Origin of the sequence: Bacteroides oleiciplenus YIT 12058 (assembly GCF_000315485.1) — a bacterium.
Lineage (GTDB): Bacteria > Bacteroidota > Bacteroidia > Bacteroidales > Bacteroidaceae > Bacteroides > Bacteroides oleiciplenus.
On the sequence record NZ_JH992942.1, the window covers coordinates 164,028 to 181,228 of the forward strand.

The 17,201-nt window shown below is 41.3% G+C and carries 12 protein-coding genes and 1 pseudogene; 7 read left to right on the forward strand and 6 right to left on the reverse strand.

Annotation, left to right across the window (positions count from 1 at the left end; translation table 11 throughout):
- The 6 genes and pseudogenes from HMPREF9447_RS28815 to HMPREF9447_RS14290 form a co-directional block, all read right to left on the reverse strand.
- Positions 1 to 359 (reverse strand): annotated as a pseudogene (locus HMPREF9447_RS28815) (ABC transporter ATP-binding protein); the annotation flags it as partial.
- A 16-nt stretch (positions 360 to 375) separates the two neighbouring features.
- On the reverse strand, positions 376 to 1,506 hold the full coding sequence (locus HMPREF9447_RS14270; RefSeq protein ID WP_009130434.1) for a Wzz/FepE/Etk N-terminal domain-containing protein: 1,131 nt from the start codon (positions 1,504 to 1,506) through the stop codon (positions 376 to 378).
- Positions 1,507 to 1,705: 199 nt separating this feature from the next.
- Entirely contained in the window at positions 1,706 to 3,946 is a 2,241-nt protein-coding gene (locus HMPREF9447_RS14275; RefSeq protein ID WP_009130435.1) for a hypothetical protein, read from the reverse strand.
- 795 nt (positions 3,947 to 4,741) lie between these two features.
- A complete protein-coding gene (locus HMPREF9447_RS14280; RefSeq protein ID WP_009130437.1) occupies positions 4,742 to 6,070 on the reverse strand; it encodes a site-specific integrase in 1,329 nt (442 codons plus the stop codon).
- Between the two features lie 519 nt (positions 6,071 to 6,589).
- Positions 6,590 to 6,856 carry a PqqD family protein gene (locus tag HMPREF9447_RS14285; protein ID WP_009130439.1) on the reverse strand — a complete coding sequence of 89 codons (267 nt, stop codon included), beginning with the start codon at positions 6,854 to 6,856 and terminating at the stop codon, positions 6,590 to 6,592.
- Between the two features lie 141 nt (positions 6,857 to 6,997).
- Entirely contained in the window at positions 6,998 to 8,581 is a 1,584-nt protein-coding gene (locus HMPREF9447_RS14290) for a sulfatase family protein (protein WP_009130440.1), read from the reverse strand.
- 782 nt (positions 8,582 to 9,363) lie between these two features.
- Between HMPREF9447_RS14290 and HMPREF9447_RS29275 the strand changes: the two genes are divergently transcribed.
- The 7 genes from HMPREF9447_RS29275 (at position 9,364) to mdh (ending at position 17,105) form a co-directional block, all read left to right on the forward strand.
- Entirely contained in the window at positions 9,364 to 9,489 is a 126-nt protein-coding gene (locus HMPREF9447_RS29275; RefSeq protein ID WP_009130441.1) for a hypothetical protein, read from the forward strand.
- 64 nt (positions 9,490 to 9,553) lie between these two features.
- Positions 9,554 to 11,902, forward strand: a complete 2,349-nt coding sequence (locus HMPREF9447_RS14295; protein ID WP_009130442.1) for a leucine-rich repeat protein — start codon at positions 9,554 to 9,556, stop codon at positions 11,900 to 11,902.
- 113 nt (positions 11,903 to 12,015) lie between these two features.
- On the forward strand, positions 12,016 to 13,113 hold the full coding sequence (locus HMPREF9447_RS14300; protein ID WP_009130443.1) for a hypothetical protein: 1,098 nt from the start codon (positions 12,016 to 12,018) through the stop codon (positions 13,111 to 13,113).
- On the forward strand, positions 13,110 to 14,744 hold the full coding sequence (locus tag HMPREF9447_RS14305) for an ABC transporter ATP-binding protein (protein WP_009130444.1): 1,635 nt from the start codon (positions 13,110 to 13,112) through the stop codon (positions 14,742 to 14,744). The genes HMPREF9447_RS14300 and HMPREF9447_RS14305 overlap by 4 nt, the downstream gene beginning before the upstream one ends.
- Before the next feature lie 15 nt (positions 14,745 to 14,759).
- Positions 14,760 to 15,623 carry a phosphoenolpyruvate carboxykinase (ATP) gene (locus HMPREF9447_RS14310; RefSeq protein WP_009130445.1) on the forward strand — a complete coding sequence of 288 codons (864 nt, stop codon included), beginning with the start codon at positions 14,760 to 14,762 and terminating at the stop codon, positions 15,621 to 15,623.
- On the forward strand, positions 15,611 to 16,063 hold the full coding sequence (locus HMPREF9447_RS14315) for a hypothetical protein (protein ID WP_009130446.1): 453 nt from the start codon (positions 15,611 to 15,613) through the stop codon (positions 16,061 to 16,063). The genes HMPREF9447_RS14310 and HMPREF9447_RS14315 overlap by 13 nt, the downstream gene beginning before the upstream one ends.
- Positions 16,064 to 16,163: 100 nt before the next feature.
- A complete protein-coding gene (gene mdh / locus HMPREF9447_RS14320) occupies positions 16,164 to 17,105 on the forward strand; it encodes a malate dehydrogenase (RefSeq protein ID WP_009130447.1) in 942 nt (313 codons plus the stop codon).
- Positions 17,106 to 17,201: the final 96 nt, after the last annotated feature.

Below are 17,201 nucleotides of genomic sequence, written 5' to 3' on the forward strand. Positions count from 1 at the left end.
TTTACCTCGTGTCCCAGTTGTACGCTACTCTTCCCTTTCAGAAAAAGCAGTCCGCGATGATAGTAATTGGCAAACATCCGGCGGCTGAATTCACGGTAAATCTCCAATTGGTAACTGCTCTGTACACGTGCCAAAAGTGTTACCAACGCATTTTTCGACAATACAAATAGCAACACGGCACCACACAACGCCAGCATCCTGCCCCGTCCACCATCCTGCTTCACCACCACCAGCAATATCGGCATTAGTGCCGCCACTCCGGCAAAGTCAAGAAAAGCACGCAGCAATACTGAAAAAGCCACCCAAACACCTCGTCTGCGTTGCCTTTCCGGTAACAACTGAACTATCTTTTTAATCATCTGCTTTCACTTACTTTTATCTTCTGTCAAAAGCTATCCTTTTCATGTTTTTCAAAAAGTCTCTTGCGAACAATATCCAGCCGACACTTCCTGCACCACTTAAAAAGATGCATGCCATGAGGATCATCATCTTTTGGGGCTTTGAAGGTCTGAGAGGAACCTGTACCGGCTGGATAACTGTATATACAGGCCTCACCTTCTCCACCTTTGCTATGGCGACCTGAACCTGTTGTTCAGCTTGTTTATAAGTGACCAAAGCCAAGTTCATTTCATTCTCTAACTTTGCTAATTCAGCACGCGAAGTCAGTTTCACCAGTCCCCGGTTGGCATCTGCATACCGGGTGTATTCCTTCTGTGCCTTATGATACTCCATCTGCGCCTCTTGGCGAAGCCTTTTCGCATATTCCAAGATTCTGCGTGCCTTAGCTGTCCGGTATTCCGTGACGTATTCTTTCAGATGTGCTCCTACAGTGTCTGCCACAACTGCAGCCACCAAGGGGTCCTGCATGGTAACAAATATGGTTATGGTTCTTTTCTTCTTATCTACCTCGATATTGATTCTGGAAGCGATAGTGCCCGCCATACCTGCTTCTTCACGAGTCAGACGGAAAGGGTCTATCGTATGCTTTGTTTTTTCTACTTCCTCTTTCTCACTGAATAAGGACATTGTCCAGCCTATCAGCCTGAATGGTGCTGATGTAATGGTGCTCCACCATGGTTTTTTCTGGTGCTCTTTCAGATACTGTGAGAGGGTTATGGTGGTACTATCCCTCTGTTCATGTATCTTAATGTTGAAAAGTCGGATAAGAAATGGCGTAGAATTGACAATAGAAGGATAAAGAGACGGATAAATGGCATCCCGTTCGGTTGTGGTAGAAGAACTGATGTCGATGTCCGCCATATCAGCCAGTGCATTCATGCCCGAAGAGGAACTTTTTCGATACCCTTCCGGCGCAATAAGGGTGCTTGCCGTATATTCTTTGGGTGTGCTGAGGCCTATAATTAATCCGATGAGAGTACCAATGCCACATACTTTCAGAATCAACTTCCGGGAGTTCCACACTTTCTTAGCCAGTTCCAACAAGTCAATTTCCTGTTCCTGTGGAAGTGGTTTTACATTTTCCTCGTTTGCTGTATTGCTATTCATCTGTATATTATCATGCATAAGTAAAGGTATCCCTTGTGCTCTTGAATCTGGAACTACTTCTTATTACTAAAAGAATAATCCCTACTTACACATCTATAGTAAATGCATAGGTAGGGATTAAACTATTTATTTATCGGATTTGGTTATCCCTTCAGTCCCTATTCAGAATATCTGATAATGGACTATGAAAGAATTTCCTTTATCCTCCAACGATGATATTATTTGCATCAGCGGCAACACCACCCAAATAACCGTCAAAATCGCTACAAGTGAATGTTCCTGCATTGTATATTCTACCTTTCAGGTAAGTAGTAGTGGCTGTTACTTCACTTCCTCTCGGAATATTCAGGCTGTAACCTTCATCAACGATAAGTCCTGTGAGAGTAAATGCTGTGGTAGTCCAAACAACGCGTGCAGAACTCTTCACTTCAACATATTTCACAGTAGCTGGCAAGGTGCCACAAGTTGTACAAGCACCGGTAATTTCAACATAGTTAGCATATTCACCCACTTCTGCCTCAGTAACAGATGCGGCATTTGTGATAACTTTGATAAAGCCGGGAAGTCCTCCGCTGGCTACAACAGTATTTACGTTACCAGTACCAAACAATTCAATAGTACCAATCATCTTAGAAGCGCTGGCAAAAGCATCAGCAAATGTTGTTCCAGCATAAGCATTGGTGCTTACATAGGTATAAGCATCAGCGTTTTTCTGCGTGATATAGCCATAATTGTTTATTTTACCGCTTGTACTTTGCTGTACACCCAAGCTACCGGCATTGTCAATCTTTCCATATGCACTCAAAGAAGTGGCATTATTAGTTAGTGTTGCTCCATTCATAAGGAATTCTGCACCTACAGGGATGTCGATTGTACCGTTATTGGTCATATCCAGTTTCAGAGTGGTTGCACTTGAGATGTTTACTGTACCGTTGTTGGTAATTGCAACTGTTCCATTGGTTGCTGTAGCCGATACCATGTCAGTCATTGCCATTGTTGCACCTTCAACAACTTCCAATGAACCAACATAATCAAATACCTTGTTTTCTGAATACTTCCATGAACCAGCGAACTGAACTGGAGTAGCAGTGCCAAACTTCAAGGCTGCAGGAACTTCTGTTTCTGTAGTGCTTACGAATTTAATAACATTACATGTAGTTCCCAGGTCAGTACTACGAGTAAACGTTATCTTATTTTGAGCATCCGCAACGCGTGCTTCATAAGCAGCTGTTGCTTCAGCCTCCATTACGAATTCACCGTCTGCATCGCCATCTAAATAGAAAGTAACTACAGCATTATTAGCAATTGCATCATATACCTGTAAAGCATCAATCAGATGTTGCTGGTCTGTGATATGCAGTCCATCCATGTCAAGAGTTGACATATCAGCCTTAATGCTACGTCTACCAAATTTACCGATATTTTCACCTATGAAAGATCCTGACGTTGCAGCAGTCCATGTATTATCGAGTACTTCCTGAATACCTTCGGTTACTGTTTTATCATAAGTCACAGTAGCAGCGGTCTTGCCCCAAATGTCTCCTGTAGCATCTTTTAACGTCACCTTACCATAGTTCGTTTTAATAACAATTTCAGCACCGGAGATTGTTGTAGATGTTTTGGCAGGAAGCAATGTAAACACTGCATTGTAGTTATTGGTAATATCAGTTGTAGTCAAAGCGTTTGCCACTGTAGCATTATCTGCATCAACATCAGATACATTTGCCCAAAGCGGGAATTCACCAGCCCGGTACGGAGAAGCTGCATTATATTTGGTGGAAATCGACGTTGTGAAAGCGTTGGTTGCATTCATTCCAATACTTGAAACTTTAAGTGGACTTACACCCAAACCATCAATTACGTCAGTATTGCTGGGCACTGTAGTCAAAATCAATGTAGTACCGATTCGCTTCAGAACAATGTCATACTGCTTTCCATAACCTGCTGTATTTCCCTTATCTTTATCGTATGCAGCAATATTTAGAATCTCTGACATATAAGGAGTCAATTCTTTTGTTTTTGCATCTTGATTTTCAGGAATTGTAATGACTGGAGCTGCTACTCCTGTATTAACAAACATTGTATCAGCCGGATAAACCATTATTGCTCCATCTTGTAGTATCATTGACTTGGTTGTGAAGACAAATGCCTCACCATCCTGAGCTGATCCTTCATAGATAGCATTCTGATAATCCGTAAGAGCACTGCTTGGAGTTGTTATTCCATGGAACAGAGACATCAAGTCACCTGCCTCAAAATTCAGTCCAAAGTCACCAGTCATTTCTGCTCTTGTCAAAGGAGGTATACCATCCTCTAATGATACGGCGAATTTGATAGGTGATTCCTGCGAAGCAGACGGAGTATTCAACTCCTCATCTGCGGTACAAGATGCCAAAGCCATGCTTCCCAATAAAGCACCGAATAAAATTTTACACTTCATAATCATCTTTTAATTTAACGTTATCTTTTAGATTTAAATAAATGCTTTCTTTTCTACCTTTAAAACTCCTCAGGAGGCTCTGTACTACTTTGTCCAAAACCATTTTCCACTTCCACTTCCAGAACTTCTACTTCCGGAGCTTCATACTTCATTTCCTTTTCTACTTTCATAATCATAAAATTTAATTGTTAGTAATATTAAAAAGTCTTTTTATTTATTAGTTATATCTGTTCATCGCACCCAATCTATCTACCTATCAATCAAGGTTCTTACTCAATAACAACCTGACTGCTTTTATATAAATAGGTATAGCAAAACCGCCTTTTCAGCCTGCAAAGTAAAAAACAAATTTCCTAAATATATTTTTAGTGTATTTCATTGAATATCTGAGGGCTATCAATAGAGGGAAAAATAGGATATAAGAAGAAATAAATTTCTCAGAGGTAGAAAAACACGAGGTATGGTATTGATATATAGATATTTGAGTCGAAAATGTCAAATAGCAAGTTGTAGCTGTTTATATGTGTGGCACTTCATTTTGGCACTATACTTAATTAATATATTTGCTTGTATCTACCTGATTATCGGTTGTTTACAGGCTTTTTTCACCCTAAAATCCTTGTTCTGATTAAAATAGCTGACACCATTATCAGACACTAGCTGTGGAAAATATATAAACAACCCATCTTCATAACCGGTTTATTCATTTTTAGACAGTAAGCCCCCGAATGCAGCAACTCATGCAAACATTCGGGGGCTTCACTGTGTTGTGATACAATCATGCTACTTTATTTCTTATGTCACGATGGCCTTTTCTTTTCTCAGCAGTCGTACGAAGTCAGACATCAGCTCTTTGCTCGACGCCCTCATATAACGCTGGAATGCCTGGAAAGACCGATGCCCGGAAAGCGACATCACATAATTTATCGGATAGCCGCGCTTGTAGAGGTTGGTAACACAACTCCTCCGGGCTGTATGAAAACTTATCAGTTCATATTTGGGAATTGTCACAATGGTGGTTTCTCCACCACGATACTCTTTGCGATTGACGGCCTCATTAATACCACACCGGGCGGCAAGAACCTTGATGATTTTATTGGCTTTTATCTTGTCGATAACCGGGAAGCCCGTCTGTTGATAGTGGGCCACGAGTGGTGCTATCTCCTTTAATATAGGAATTTCAACCAGCTCTTTCGTTTTTTTCTGGTAGAGCGATATTACCCCTTTTCGTATAGTTGCCTTGTTCAACTGCTGAATGTCGCTGATTCTTAACGCCGTGTAGCAGGCAATGATAAATGCATCCCTCACATCGCGTTCCTGGTCATTTTCTGTTTTCACCAAAGAGAGTTTCAGTATTTCCTTTTCCTGCAGATAAACCTGTTCGCTGGCCTCCGAAGACAGTGTAGTCTGAACCTTCAGAAAATAGTTGTTCGTTGTCATCTCACTGTCGTAGGCGCGATGCAGCAGATTCTTAATCACCTTCAAGGTGTTGATGATTGTATTCTGTGTATAGTGTTTCCCGGTTTTCCCGTAACTGAATCCGTAAAGGTAGTTGGTGAAATCCACAAAGAACTTTTTATTGAAATCGTCGAACGAGCTGATCGGTACCTTGCGCTGTTTATCGTAGTCCTCCAAACGTCCCAAGGCGGTAAGGTAGGTGGCCTTGGTGCTTTCAATGCCACGCCTTCCTTTGCGGTTCACGTTCTTCTCATACTCTCCGACCAGCTTCTTCAGGCAGACAATCGGATTTTGCAAAAGGTGCTCCTGCTGTAGGTTGCTGTCTACTACTTGCCGGACAATGGAAGCCGACAGATATTCTCCTTTCATGGCAAGCCGTTCATCCACTTCATAAAGAGATGTAACGAGACTGTCAATCTGTTCATTGATGTGCTTCAGTCTCTGCTTTTCCCGCATGTTCAAACTTCCGCTCTCAAAACAGCGGTAAGTTTCGTGATTCCAATACCTGGGCTCCACGCGAAGCTTGGTATAAATCCTGATTCTCCTTTTATTGATAGTTGTCACAAGCATTATTTGCGTCAATTTATCTTTTTCACAGACTTGCTTCAGATTGAATCTTAGTTTCAAGCCTTTTCCCTCATTTCTGTTTAGTGGTAATTGTCTCATAATTATCAATATTATAATGGTATATAAACAAAAAGTATCCCTCTTCGTTGCAATAAGAATATCTAAGAAAACTATAAAAAGGTTTGTATTTATCCTTTTTCGTTGCAAAGCACGAAAAAAAACCTTTATTTTGTTTGCAGATGTCAATAAAATATCTACCTTTGGCTCGCAAAAGCATGTATTATGGAGGGGAAGTTTCACTAAGAAGAGGAATTTGCTATATTTTTACCTAAAAAGATAAATAAATAACGATTTCTTTTGAATTTAGGAAATACATTTTTATGCTTTTTCCTCGATATACAGGGAGTTAGAAGGAATATAAGATATGTTTTAATGGAACAAATTCTCCATAATAGTAGCCTCAGGCATATATACAAAGCGAACATCTGTTAGTCCAAATACCAATAGAAACTGTATCAAAACAGAGTAATCTAATTTATCTGATTATAATACCGCTTCGTCAGATGTAATGAGCAGTAGCAATTTGTTGGTATTTATATGAAAACACAACAAGAAAATCTACCCTATAACTCCGCAACTGCTCAAAGCGTTCACCCACTTTTGAGCATCAATCAGCGCCTGCTCTTTGGGTATGCTGTAGTGATTCATTAATACATGTGCTACGTCTTCCAAAGAAAAGTCATTTCCTTTCAACTCTTTCCAAAGGAACAATGCTGTGTTATTGAGTGAAATAACCTTGGTCATGTCTGCCTGCGACTTTCCTTGTTCAACAATCAGGTTTTCACCTGCAATCTCCCGAACTCTGTAATTCTCTTTGATTTTCATTCTGATAAATGTTAAAATGTTATTAAAATATCGCAAAGATAAACATTCTGCTTTAAATCCAGTATCGAAACAATGGAAATTTACTTGACGGGGGAATTTATTTATAATAAGCGATGAGCTGTCTCAGACACTCCTGCTCTGTCAGTCATCCTGCATGATTCCTTTGATCTGCTCCCATTTGTTTACGGCATCATTGGGTTGTGATCTGCCCGGTGTGCTTCGGCCTTCGCGGATATACTTTTGCAGTAAGTCTTTTAGCTTGTTCACAATCTCGGGATGTTCCGAATAGACATTTCTGCTTTCGGTTGGGTCTTCTTTCATATTATAGAGTTGCAATGGTGGAAGTTTTGCTATGGCTTCTTTGTCTACACCTGGCTTGGGATAGCTCCAACCACCGGAACTTGGCGAACATAACAATTTCCAGTCTCCTTTACGGATGGCAAATTCACCACGAATGGAATGATGTACAGTTGCTTCGCGGATGGTTTCTGCATAATGTGGATTCCGAATGAGGGGCAGGATGTTATAGCTGTCTTCTGCTTCATTATCTTTCAGAGGATAATTGTTCAGGGCGGCGAAAGATGCATAGAAGTCGTTCAGGCAGATGGTTTGTTCGCAAATGCCTTTGGTGGCGCCATCTGCCCACTCCAAGATGGTGGGCACGCGGTGACCACCGTCGAAAAGATCGGCTTTCATGCCTCGCCAGATGTAGTTAGCATGGTGTCCCTTGGCAGTCATATCAGGAATGCCGGCTGCGGGTGAACAACCGTTGTCTGTTGTGAATACTACTATTGTATTGGAATCTATGCCGTTACGTTGCAGAGCTTCGCGCACTTGTCCCACTACATCATCTACCATCAGTGCGAAGTCGCCGTAATCACCCAGTCCGGTTTTGCCTTTGAATGACTCGGCGGGCAGTATGGGGGTGTGGGGTGCCGGGAGGGGTAGGTATAAAAAGAACGGGTGTTCGGCGTTCGCATGCCGGTTGATGTAATCTACTGCCCTGTTAGTCAGGTTGGGCAGGCAATCCTGATGATTGAAATCATTGCCTATGGCTCCTGCCCGCCAGAAGCCGGGTTTCTTTCCTGCAGGTACACTGGTTACTTGCGTGGTGGTAGGCTGGCGGTTTTCTATATATACATAAGGTGCCATATCCAGTGAACCACAGAAACCATAGAAGTAATCGAAGCCTAAGTCGGCAGGACCATTTGCGATAGGTTTGGAATAATCCACATCTTCATCGGTAAGTGCATCGGCATTGGGCTTTTCATGACCCGGATTCGTACCCCAGTTCCAGCCTAAATGCCATTTGCCAATGCATGCGGTGACATATCCGTTTGCTTTCAGCATGGAGGCTATTGTGCTGCGAGTGGTGGGGATGATGGGGCGTGAATATCCATACAACACCCCACTCTTGAGACTGGAACGCCAGTTGTAGCGTCCGGTGAGAATGCCGTAGCGGGTCGGAGTGCTGACGGCAGAACAGGAATGTGCATCAGTGAACATTATTCCGTTGGCCGCCATGCGGTCTATGTGTTGCGTATGTATATGCGAGTCTTTATTGAAGGCTGAAACATCTCCATACCCCATGTCGTCGGCAAGGATAAAAATGATGTTAGGTTTCTGTGGCGATGACATTTCCGGTTGCAGGGCTGCCTGTGCATTGGCATGCTGTCCCAGGCAGAAGGGGACGGATAATAGTCCAAGACAAGTAATGTTCTTCATAATAGGATGGTTTTTATTTGTATAGTTACGATGTACAAAAATAGGCCTTTGAGAGGCAGAAGGTTATTAGTTCTGTCTCAAAAGCTTGTGAAATTGTTGCAAGTACGAAGACAATTTCCGAATCGTATCTGAATCGTATCTGAGACGTACTTGCTCCGTACATTCTTCAGTCAGAAGTACCTCTGAGTGGAGAAACACTGGAGTTGATACGGAGCAAGTGTATCCCAGGTACGGTTCAGGTATTATAGATGCATAATTTTGTTAAGTGAGTTTGTTAGGTTGTTTGTAAATCCATTTTGTATTATTGGTGCCTGAAAATGGTGTCGTTTCCGTTCCTTGTAATAACCTATTTCTTTATTTCAACAATATCTTTCTTGTTGAAATAAAGCGGGTTATAGTAGCTATTCTGTGTGAAATAAGGTGCTAAAAAGTAGTGTCAATATGCTTGGATAATTAAAACTGCTTATTGGTTGATAAGCGGGAAATAGATTGTAGTTCAGCGTGTTCGTTCGTTTTGTTTACGTTTGAGAATTCTCTTCTTTTGATATTAAGCTGCCTTTAATTCAGGATAATACGCTTATTATCAGCAAAATACCTTTGCATTCTATTTAGGAAATTTGTTTTTTACTTTGCAGGCTGAAAAGAGGTTTTGCTATACCTATATATAATAGGAATAGTGAGATTGCCCCTAAGAGTGAATTATGATTTTGCGGTGACGTAAGCATAGTATTACCAGTTGATAATGATAGAGATAATTTTAATATTACTAACAATTAAATTTTATGATTATGAAAGTAGAAAAGGAAATGAAGTATGAAGCTCCGGAAGTGGAAGTTCTGGAGGTAGAAGTAGAAGCTGGTTTTGGACCTAGTGGTGATGTACCTGGTGGTGGCGAAGATCCATTTTAGGTCATACTACTTCAGTGAAACAATTTATACTCAATAAAAAAAGAAACATTTAAAAAGAATACAGATGAAAAAAATTTTATTTTGCGCAGGCTTATTAGCCTTAGTTGCAAGTTGTGCTGAGAACGAACTGGATTCAATCTCCGGACAGAAGGGTGCTACTAAAGGAATCTCATTTGAAGGTGCATTAGTAGAAGCACCGACTACAAGAGGGGATTTGGCATATGATGAAGTTTCAGGAATACACAACTTCTTCTGGTATGCAGAAAAAGACCAGATTAGTATTTGGAGTACAAATACAAAGGATGCTACCAATTCTAATAGCACCACGGCTTGGAATGTTGCTAAGGTTGTTAAATACAAAGCTACACAATCTAAAGCTAACGGTGTATTTACTGCTATTCAAGACGATAATATTTTGGACTTCCAATATGAACCGGGAACATATGATTGGGCTGATCCTGCAAATGAACAATACAAGTCACAGTTCATTGCAACTTATCCTTCTACTGTAACTTTAGCAGCAGCTGATAAATATGAATTCTCAAATCTACCGACATTAAACAATCAAGATCAATTAACTCTTGATGGGCAGGATGTTACAAAGAAAATCATGATGATTTCTCATACTACGGCCGTTAAAGAAAACTCTTACGATGCTGTAGGTGAGAAAATTGATTTGAATTTCATTCGTCCGTTTACTGCCGTAGTATTCAGAACTAGCGGAATTGATGAAGAATACGCTAACATTTTTGGTAAGCTTAAATCTATCACATTGACAGCAAAAGGATATGATGCAAACAATAATGGTAGTACTACTGACCCAAACGATATTGCACCTTCTTACATTGATTATGGTTCTGATGCTCACTACCTCTATAACAGTGAAAAACCGGAAGAGTCTAAACTTGTACAAGCAGATGGTAGTGCTATTACTGATATGGCGAGTGATATTACCGGTGCTGATCAAGAAATAGAACTGAAATTGAATGGTGGTACAGGTCTTGAATTTATGGATGGCAATCTTGCATACATGGCTATCAATAAGATTGATCGTAAAGCCTTTAAGGACGCTGGAGTTAAAGAAACTATGTTAATGAAGTTCTCTTTTGAGAACATTGATCTTCCTAAGACAGTTGAGACCGATGCTAACTGGCCTTCTACTATGAATAACAAGTTTATTGGTGGTGTTCCTACTACTCTGGACATCAACTCATTCCCTTACTTGGTGACAAATACTGCTGGTGCTCGTACCCTGATTGTAAACCAAGGAGTGTTCTCTCAAATCTTTAATGCTGCTAAAGACAAAGTAAAATGGAATGATGGTGCAGAACAGGAATATGTACTTACTGAGTTTACAAACATCATTTCTAAAGTTGAATTGACTACTGAAGAATTGGCTACATTGAAAGGATTTACAGCAGCAACTTCAATCAAATTAGCAGAGAATGCAACAATTCCTGCCAATACTTTCAAGAACTTGACAGCTTTGACAACCATCAATCTTCCGAAAGCAACTACGATTGCAAAAGATGCATTTGATGCAGCTACCAGCTTAGTAAACGTAAGTATGCCGTCATACAAATTTGCTGACGAGACTATCAATCCTCAGATTTTGAAGCAAGCAAGCCTCGTTACTTTGGATATGTCTGGTGTAGATCAAATGAGTGCTGCTTTCCCTGCTAAGGGATTGAGCCTTAGTGGTTACAAGCAATTAAAAACAATTAAAGTTAAAGATGGCTTGTTGGTAGGTGCTAGTTCATTCAATGATTGCTCTGCTTTAGCAACTATCAATGGTGCTATCGAATTCCGTGAAGATGGTGCTGCTGCATTCAAGGATTGTAAAGCATTAACAGAAATCAACATTAAGAACACTGTTATTCCTGCTGATGCATTCAGCGGATGTATTCTACTGAAAAAAGTTTTGAAAGATGGACAGCAAGTTTTGCCAACTTCCATCGGAAGCCAGGCATTCATGAATTGTACAGCATTGGAAGAAATGAATTTAACTCTTGCAACTACAATCGGTGAAGAAGCCTTCAAGGGATGTGCAGCTCTTTATGGCGTAGCAGATGCAGCAGAAGATGGCAAGAAGATTATGTATGTGGGTGCTACAACAATTCCTCTCGGGGTATTCGAGAATTGTACAGCTTTGGAATATGTACATTTCATGGAAGCAACTTCATTTGATGAAGATATTTTCAAAGGCTGCACAGGCGGTAGTAATCTGAAGGAAATTAAGTTCAAGAAAGCGTTCACAATTGCTTCAAGTGTAAGCTCAAATGCTACATTTGGTAGTAATACCCAGGTAGTGAAATTGTTCATTAATCCTGCTCAAAGTGTAAAAACATTCAATAATAATACTCTTAAATTGAATGCTACAAACATTACTTTCTTAAGCATTACTAAAGAATAATCCTTAACCAAGATAAGTTCACTGAACTATTTTTTTAATGCTATTTATCAGAAAGGTGAGGCTATATGCCTCACCTTTTTTAATCACCCAACTAATTTCTTACTCTTATTTTTATGAAAAGAGAAGTGCTCACTTCTTCCCCAGTGGACTATGTACTCTTGCTATCCAAACTATGGGATGCCAGAATATTCTTGCTGAAAGTATGTGCAGCAGGATTGCTTGTGGGAATACTTGTGTCCATCAGTATCCCCAAGGAATATGAAACGAGCATTTATACGGTTCCAGAAAGTACAGCAGGAAGGATAGATACGGATGACAGCTTTTCATCAGAAATTAGCATCGGAGGTAAGAAGATACAGGATGCCATCATTCCAAGTCTATATCCGGAAGTGATAAGTTCTACCCCTTTTCTTCTATCGTTATTTGATATACCTTTAACATTGTCCGGTAGTAAAGAAGCCAGTACGTTAACATTATCCGAATACATGTCCACGCACCAATGCTCACCTTGGTGGAGCACTATTCGTTCCGGTATATTTCAAGTCGTCAGTTTTCCAATAACCCTTTTTAGCGAAAAAGAAACAGATAAATTTAACAACCCGCAAAGCATAACTGTCCGACACGACGAGCCCATAGAAGTTTTCCACCTTTCAAAGCATGAGGCTGCGATAGCTGCTGCCATCAATAGTAGAATCAATGTAGACGTGAACAAACAAAAACGGACAGTGACCCTGCACGTACGTATGCAGGACCCTCTTGTCTCAGCAACAGTAGCAGACAGCGTAATGGCAAAATTACAAGCATATGTCTCTGACTATCGCACCAGAAAAGAACGTGTAAATCTGGAATATACAGAGAATCTTTATCAACAAGCACGTAAAAAGTATTATGAGGCGCAAGAAGCTTACGCTCATTTTGCAGACGCTAACCAATTCTTATCACTCAAGCTTTACCAAAAGGAACTGTATAATTTACAGGTGACCAAAGAACTTGCCTACAAGGAATATACAGAAACATTACAACAGTTGCAACTTTCCAAAATCAGAGTTTATAAGAAGCGTCCCGTATTTGCCGTCATTGAACCTGCCACAGTTCCGCTCAACCCGGTTTCTCCCTCTAAGATGAAGATCTTGTCAGGATTCTTCTTGCTGTCTTTGGCTTTGGGATGTGGATGGATTTACTTCAAAAATATGCGTTCGACACAACTATGATTAAAAAGATATACGAACTTTTATCGAAACGTCAACAAAAACGTGGCATAAGGATAGTGTTTGTCGTGTTATTACGTGCTTTGCTCGATTTTGCAGGTATAGCCGCACTGATTCCTGTAATACTGGCTGTACTGGGACCTGACAGAAACCGAGGTACGATGTTGGTACTATGTGGTGCAGTATTACTGTTTGTAGTACTGAAAAACGGTCTGGTGATGTTGCTGGCACGTGTGCAAAGCCGTTTTTTGTTAGATATATACCAGGATTTCAGCCGGAGAATGTTTGTAAATTACTATCGTCGGGGATTGCTTTTCCTGAAGGGGGCAAGCAGCCTGCAATTAGGACATGAGGTGAACTATGTGTGCTATACATTCAGTTTATGTGTATTGGCACCCGTTTTTCGTTTATTGAGTGATTCTGTGCTTATATTGCTGATGGTGTCGGCGCTAGTGGTATGGGAACCCCTTGCAGGACTGTTACTCTGTGTTGTATTTCTACCACTGACAGGAGGATATATAGGATTAGTACGGAAACGCCTGCGCCATTACGGAACGGAGGAACAGGAAGCGAGGCGTAAGCAGTTGCGAACAGTGGTGGAAGCTTTCCGCGGCTTTGCGGAGTTGGAAGTAGCACATGCTTTCCATGCCTCCACTGTTTCATTTGACCGCGGCATGGAAAACATTACTCGTAATCGTTTGCGGATGGAGATATGCCAGCTTTTTCCACAGTTCCTGTCGGAAATAGCTATGGTTTGCGGGTTGGCGTTGTTAGTGGGTGTGGGACGTGGTAATTTGGGGTTGGTGGGCGGTGTGTTTGCCGTTGCGGCCTTCCGTTTACTGCCTGCTATACGAAATTTGTTGAATAGTTGGAATATGCTCCAGAACGCTTCACATACCTTAGAAATAGTAGCTGAAGGGATTGTCGATGTGTCACAAAAGGAGATAGCGGCAGCGGTTCCTTTTACCTTTGAACAAGGTATTGAATTGCGTGGAGTGAGCTTTGCTTTTCCAGATGGTTATATGCTTTTTCAAGACCTGAATCTAAACATCAGACGTGGTGAATGTGTGGGTATACGAGGTGCGAGCGGATCGGGAAAATCTACCCTCTTTAATCTGATGCTGGGTTTTCTGGAGCCTGTTGGTGGAGAAATCCGTATAGACGGAAGGTTGTTAACAAACACCAATCGAGAGGAATGGTATAAGTTGGCAGGGTATGTGCCGCAGGAGATTTTTGTAGCAGAGGGTACTCTTGCCACTAATATAGCTTTGGGGCAATTGCAGGTTGATTACGAAAAGGTGATGCACGTGCTGGAACAGGTGCAGCTTAAGGAATGGGCAGAACATTTACCGCAAGGATTAGATACACCGTTGGGCGAGTTCGGCAGTCGATTGTCGGGAGGACAGAAGCAACGGATCGGAATAGCCCGTGCATTATATAAACAAGCAGAAGTTCTGTTCTTTGATGAAGCAACTTCAGCACTGGACCACCAAACGGAGCAGGAAATTAATCATGCTTTACAAATGCTCTCCCGGCAACGCCGTGAACTAACATTGGTTATCATAGCCCATCGGGAAAGTTCACTGGCTTTTTGCGACTGGATATTCGATTTGAATAGTGGTAATATATACTAAGGAAAAATAAAAAAGATGGAACAAGATTATTTAATTGCCGGACACCGTATCAGGGTTGAAAATAAAACTTTGATGTATGCAATGGATAAAATGCCCGGTTTCGAAGTTTTCAAAGTTAATAAAGAAAATGAAACTCCCTTCCGTTTCACTGTGATGGATGGCAAAATGCCTGCTTGGAAAAAGGAGCTTTATAGTATTGATATTAATGGCACCGTAAGCCGATTCGGTTCTTGTGATGGCGGATATGTTTTCGATTCGGCTCCTCCAGTGGGAAAGATGTTAGAATTATGGGTGGACCCAAACGGACATACAGCGCGTTTAACAGGCAACTTTGAACCACGTCTGCTACGTTTTGCTTGTTGGATGGCTTATGGTATGATGACCGTACCATATCAAACGGTTGCCATCCATACCAGTACCATTGTATGCCAAGGCAGAGCGGTACTCTTTCTGGGTGAAAGTGGCACAGGAAAGAGTACACATACACGCTTGTGGCGTGAGAATATAGAAGGTGCTATGTTATTGAACGATGATAGTCCTATCCTTCGTATCATTGACGGAAAGCCATGGGTATATGGCAGCCCATGGAGTGGAAAGACGCCTTGCTACAAAAAAGAGTGTTATCCGCTGGCTGCTTGCGTACGATTATCGCAAGCCTCATTCAATCAGATTAGAAAATTAGCTGTAGCAGAGGCTTATGCTTCATTACACCCTTCTTGTCCACCAGCTTTTTCTTATGATGAGTCCCTGTATGACTCTATTTGCGAAGTGCTGAATGCTGTACTTACAAACGTACCTGTGTATCACCTTGCTTGCTTACCAAATTCAGATGCTGCTCGTCTCTCTTACGAAACAATTTTTGGCACATGCGAAAAATAGTGGTATCCAACGATTTCTTTGTCGGAGCGGCAGAAGCACTGAAACAAGGGCAGACGGTGAAACTCCTTATCGGTGGGCAAAGTATGTATCCTTTTATCAGGGGAGGTATAGATATAGTAGAGGTGGTTCCTTGCCTGCCCGAAGGAGAACTGCCTGCTTGGTGTTGTCCTTTCTATCAATGGAATGATAAATACTTAATTCATAGGTATATTGGCCGAGAAGGTGATGACTGCCTGATGCTGGGTGATGGGAATGTGGCTCGTATTGAGCGAGTAAAGCGGGAGGATATTATCGGCTTATTAAGAACTATCTATCGTCCCGATGGTACAACGCAGGATTGCTGCGATGTACGTTGGTTGAAAAAGGCGGAATGGTGGTATCGGTTGAGATTTTTGCGGCGATGGTTGTTGCCGGTCTTTAAGATGCTGCATATCAGATAAGGTATTTAACTAAAATTATTACGGAAATATTTCCTTAATTACGAATGTCGTTGTACTTTTGCCACAACTTTATAACACTATAAATAAAAAATTGAAGATTATGTCAAAAGTAACCGTAGTAGGTGCAGGTAACGTAGGAGCTACATGCGCTAATGTGTTGGCCTTTAATGAAGTGGCTGACGAAGTGGTAATGCTGGATGTGAAAGAAGGCGTTTCAGAAGGTAAAGCAATGGATATGATGCAGACTGCTCAATTGTTGGGTTTTGATACCACTATTGTTGGCTGTACCAATGACTATGCGCAAACTGCTAATTCTGATGTAGTTGTAATCACTTCAGGTATTCCTCGTAAGCCGGGTATGACTCGCGAAGAACTGATTGGGGTGAACGCTGGTATCGTTAAGTCGGTTGCACAGAACATCTTGAAATATTCTCCCAATGCTATCCTCGTTGTTATTTCTAACCCGATGGATACAATGACTTATTTGTCACTGAAATCTCTGGGTATTCCTAAGAACCGTATCATCGGTATGGGCGGTGCTTTGGATAGCTCTCGTTTCAAATACTTCCTGTCTCAGGCTTTGGGCTGCAATGCTAACGAAGTAGAAGGCATGGTAATCGGTGGTCACGGTGATACGACTATGATTCCGTTGGCTCGTCTGGCTACATACAAAGGTCAGCCGGTTAGCACACTGTTGAGCGAAGAAAAACTGAACGAAGTTGTAGCTTCTACTATGGTAGGTGGTGCTACTTTGACTAAGTTGCTGGGTACTTCTGCATGGTATGCACCGGGTGCAGCAGGAGCGTATGTAGTTGAGTCTATCATTCACAACCAGAAGAAGATGATTCCTTGCTCTGTATTCCTGGAAGGCGAATATGGTGTATCTGATATCTGTATCGGTGTTCCTGTTATCTTGGGTAAGAATGGTATTGAAAAAATCGTAGAACTGGAACTGACTGCTGACGAAAAAGAAAAATTCGCTGCCAGTGCTAAAGCTGTTCACGGAACAAACGCTGCTTTGAAAGAAGTAGGTGCTCTTTAATTGGGAAAACTTTTTTTCATACAATAATAGATTTTTATAAGGGGTTGATTCCATGCGGAATCAACCCCTTATTTTTATTGCGTATGTTTGAGAAGA

What these genes read in the sequence shown, in the direction of transcription:
- HMPREF9447_RS29275 (WP_009130441.1), top strand. Translation starts at nt 9,364, where the DNA reads ATGATTATGAAAGTAGAAAAGGAAATGAAGTATGAAGCTCCGGAAGTG.
- HMPREF9447_RS14310 (WP_009130445.1), top strand. Translation starts at nt 14,760, where the DNA reads ATGGAACAAGATTATTTAATTGCCGGACACCGTATCAGGGTTGAAAAT.
- HMPREF9447_RS14300 (WP_009130443.1), top strand. Translation starts at nt 12,016, where the DNA reads ATGAAAAGAGAAGTGCTCACTTCTTCCCCAGTGGACTATGTACTCTTG.
- HMPREF9447_RS14295 (WP_009130442.1), top strand. Translation starts at nt 9,554, where the DNA reads ATGAAAAAAATTTTATTTTGCGCAGGCTTATTAGCCTTAGTTGCAAGT.
- HMPREF9447_RS14315 (WP_009130446.1), top strand. Translation starts at nt 15,611, where the DNA reads ATGCGAAAAATAGTGGTATCCAACGATTTCTTTGTCGGAGCGGCAGAA.
- HMPREF9447_RS14275 (WP_009130435.1), bottom strand. Translation starts at nt 3,946, where the DNA reads ATGAAGTGTAAAATTTTATTCGGTGCTTTATTGGGAAGCATGGCTTTG.
- HMPREF9447_RS14290 (WP_009130440.1), bottom strand. Translation starts at nt 8,581, where the DNA reads ATGAAGAACATTACTTGTCTTGGACTATTATCCGTCCCCTTCTGCCTG.
- mdh (WP_009130447.1), top strand. Translation starts at nt 16,164, where the DNA reads ATGTCAAAAGTAACCGTAGTAGGTGCAGGTAACGTAGGAGCTACATGC.
- HMPREF9447_RS14270 (WP_009130434.1), bottom strand. Translation starts at nt 1,506, where the DNA reads ATGAATAGCAATACAGCAAACGAGGAAAATGTAAAACCACTTCCACAG.
- HMPREF9447_RS14280 (WP_009130437.1), bottom strand. Translation starts at nt 6,070, where the DNA reads ATGAGACAATTACCACTAAACAGAAATGAGGGAAAAGGCTTGAAACTA.
- HMPREF9447_RS14305 (WP_009130444.1), top strand. Translation starts at nt 13,110, where the DNA reads ATGATTAAAAAGATATACGAACTTTTATCGAAACGTCAACAAAAACGT.
- HMPREF9447_RS14285 (WP_009130439.1), bottom strand. Translation starts at nt 6,856, where the DNA reads ATGAAAATCAAAGAGAATTACAGAGTTCGGGAGATTGCAGGTGAAAAC.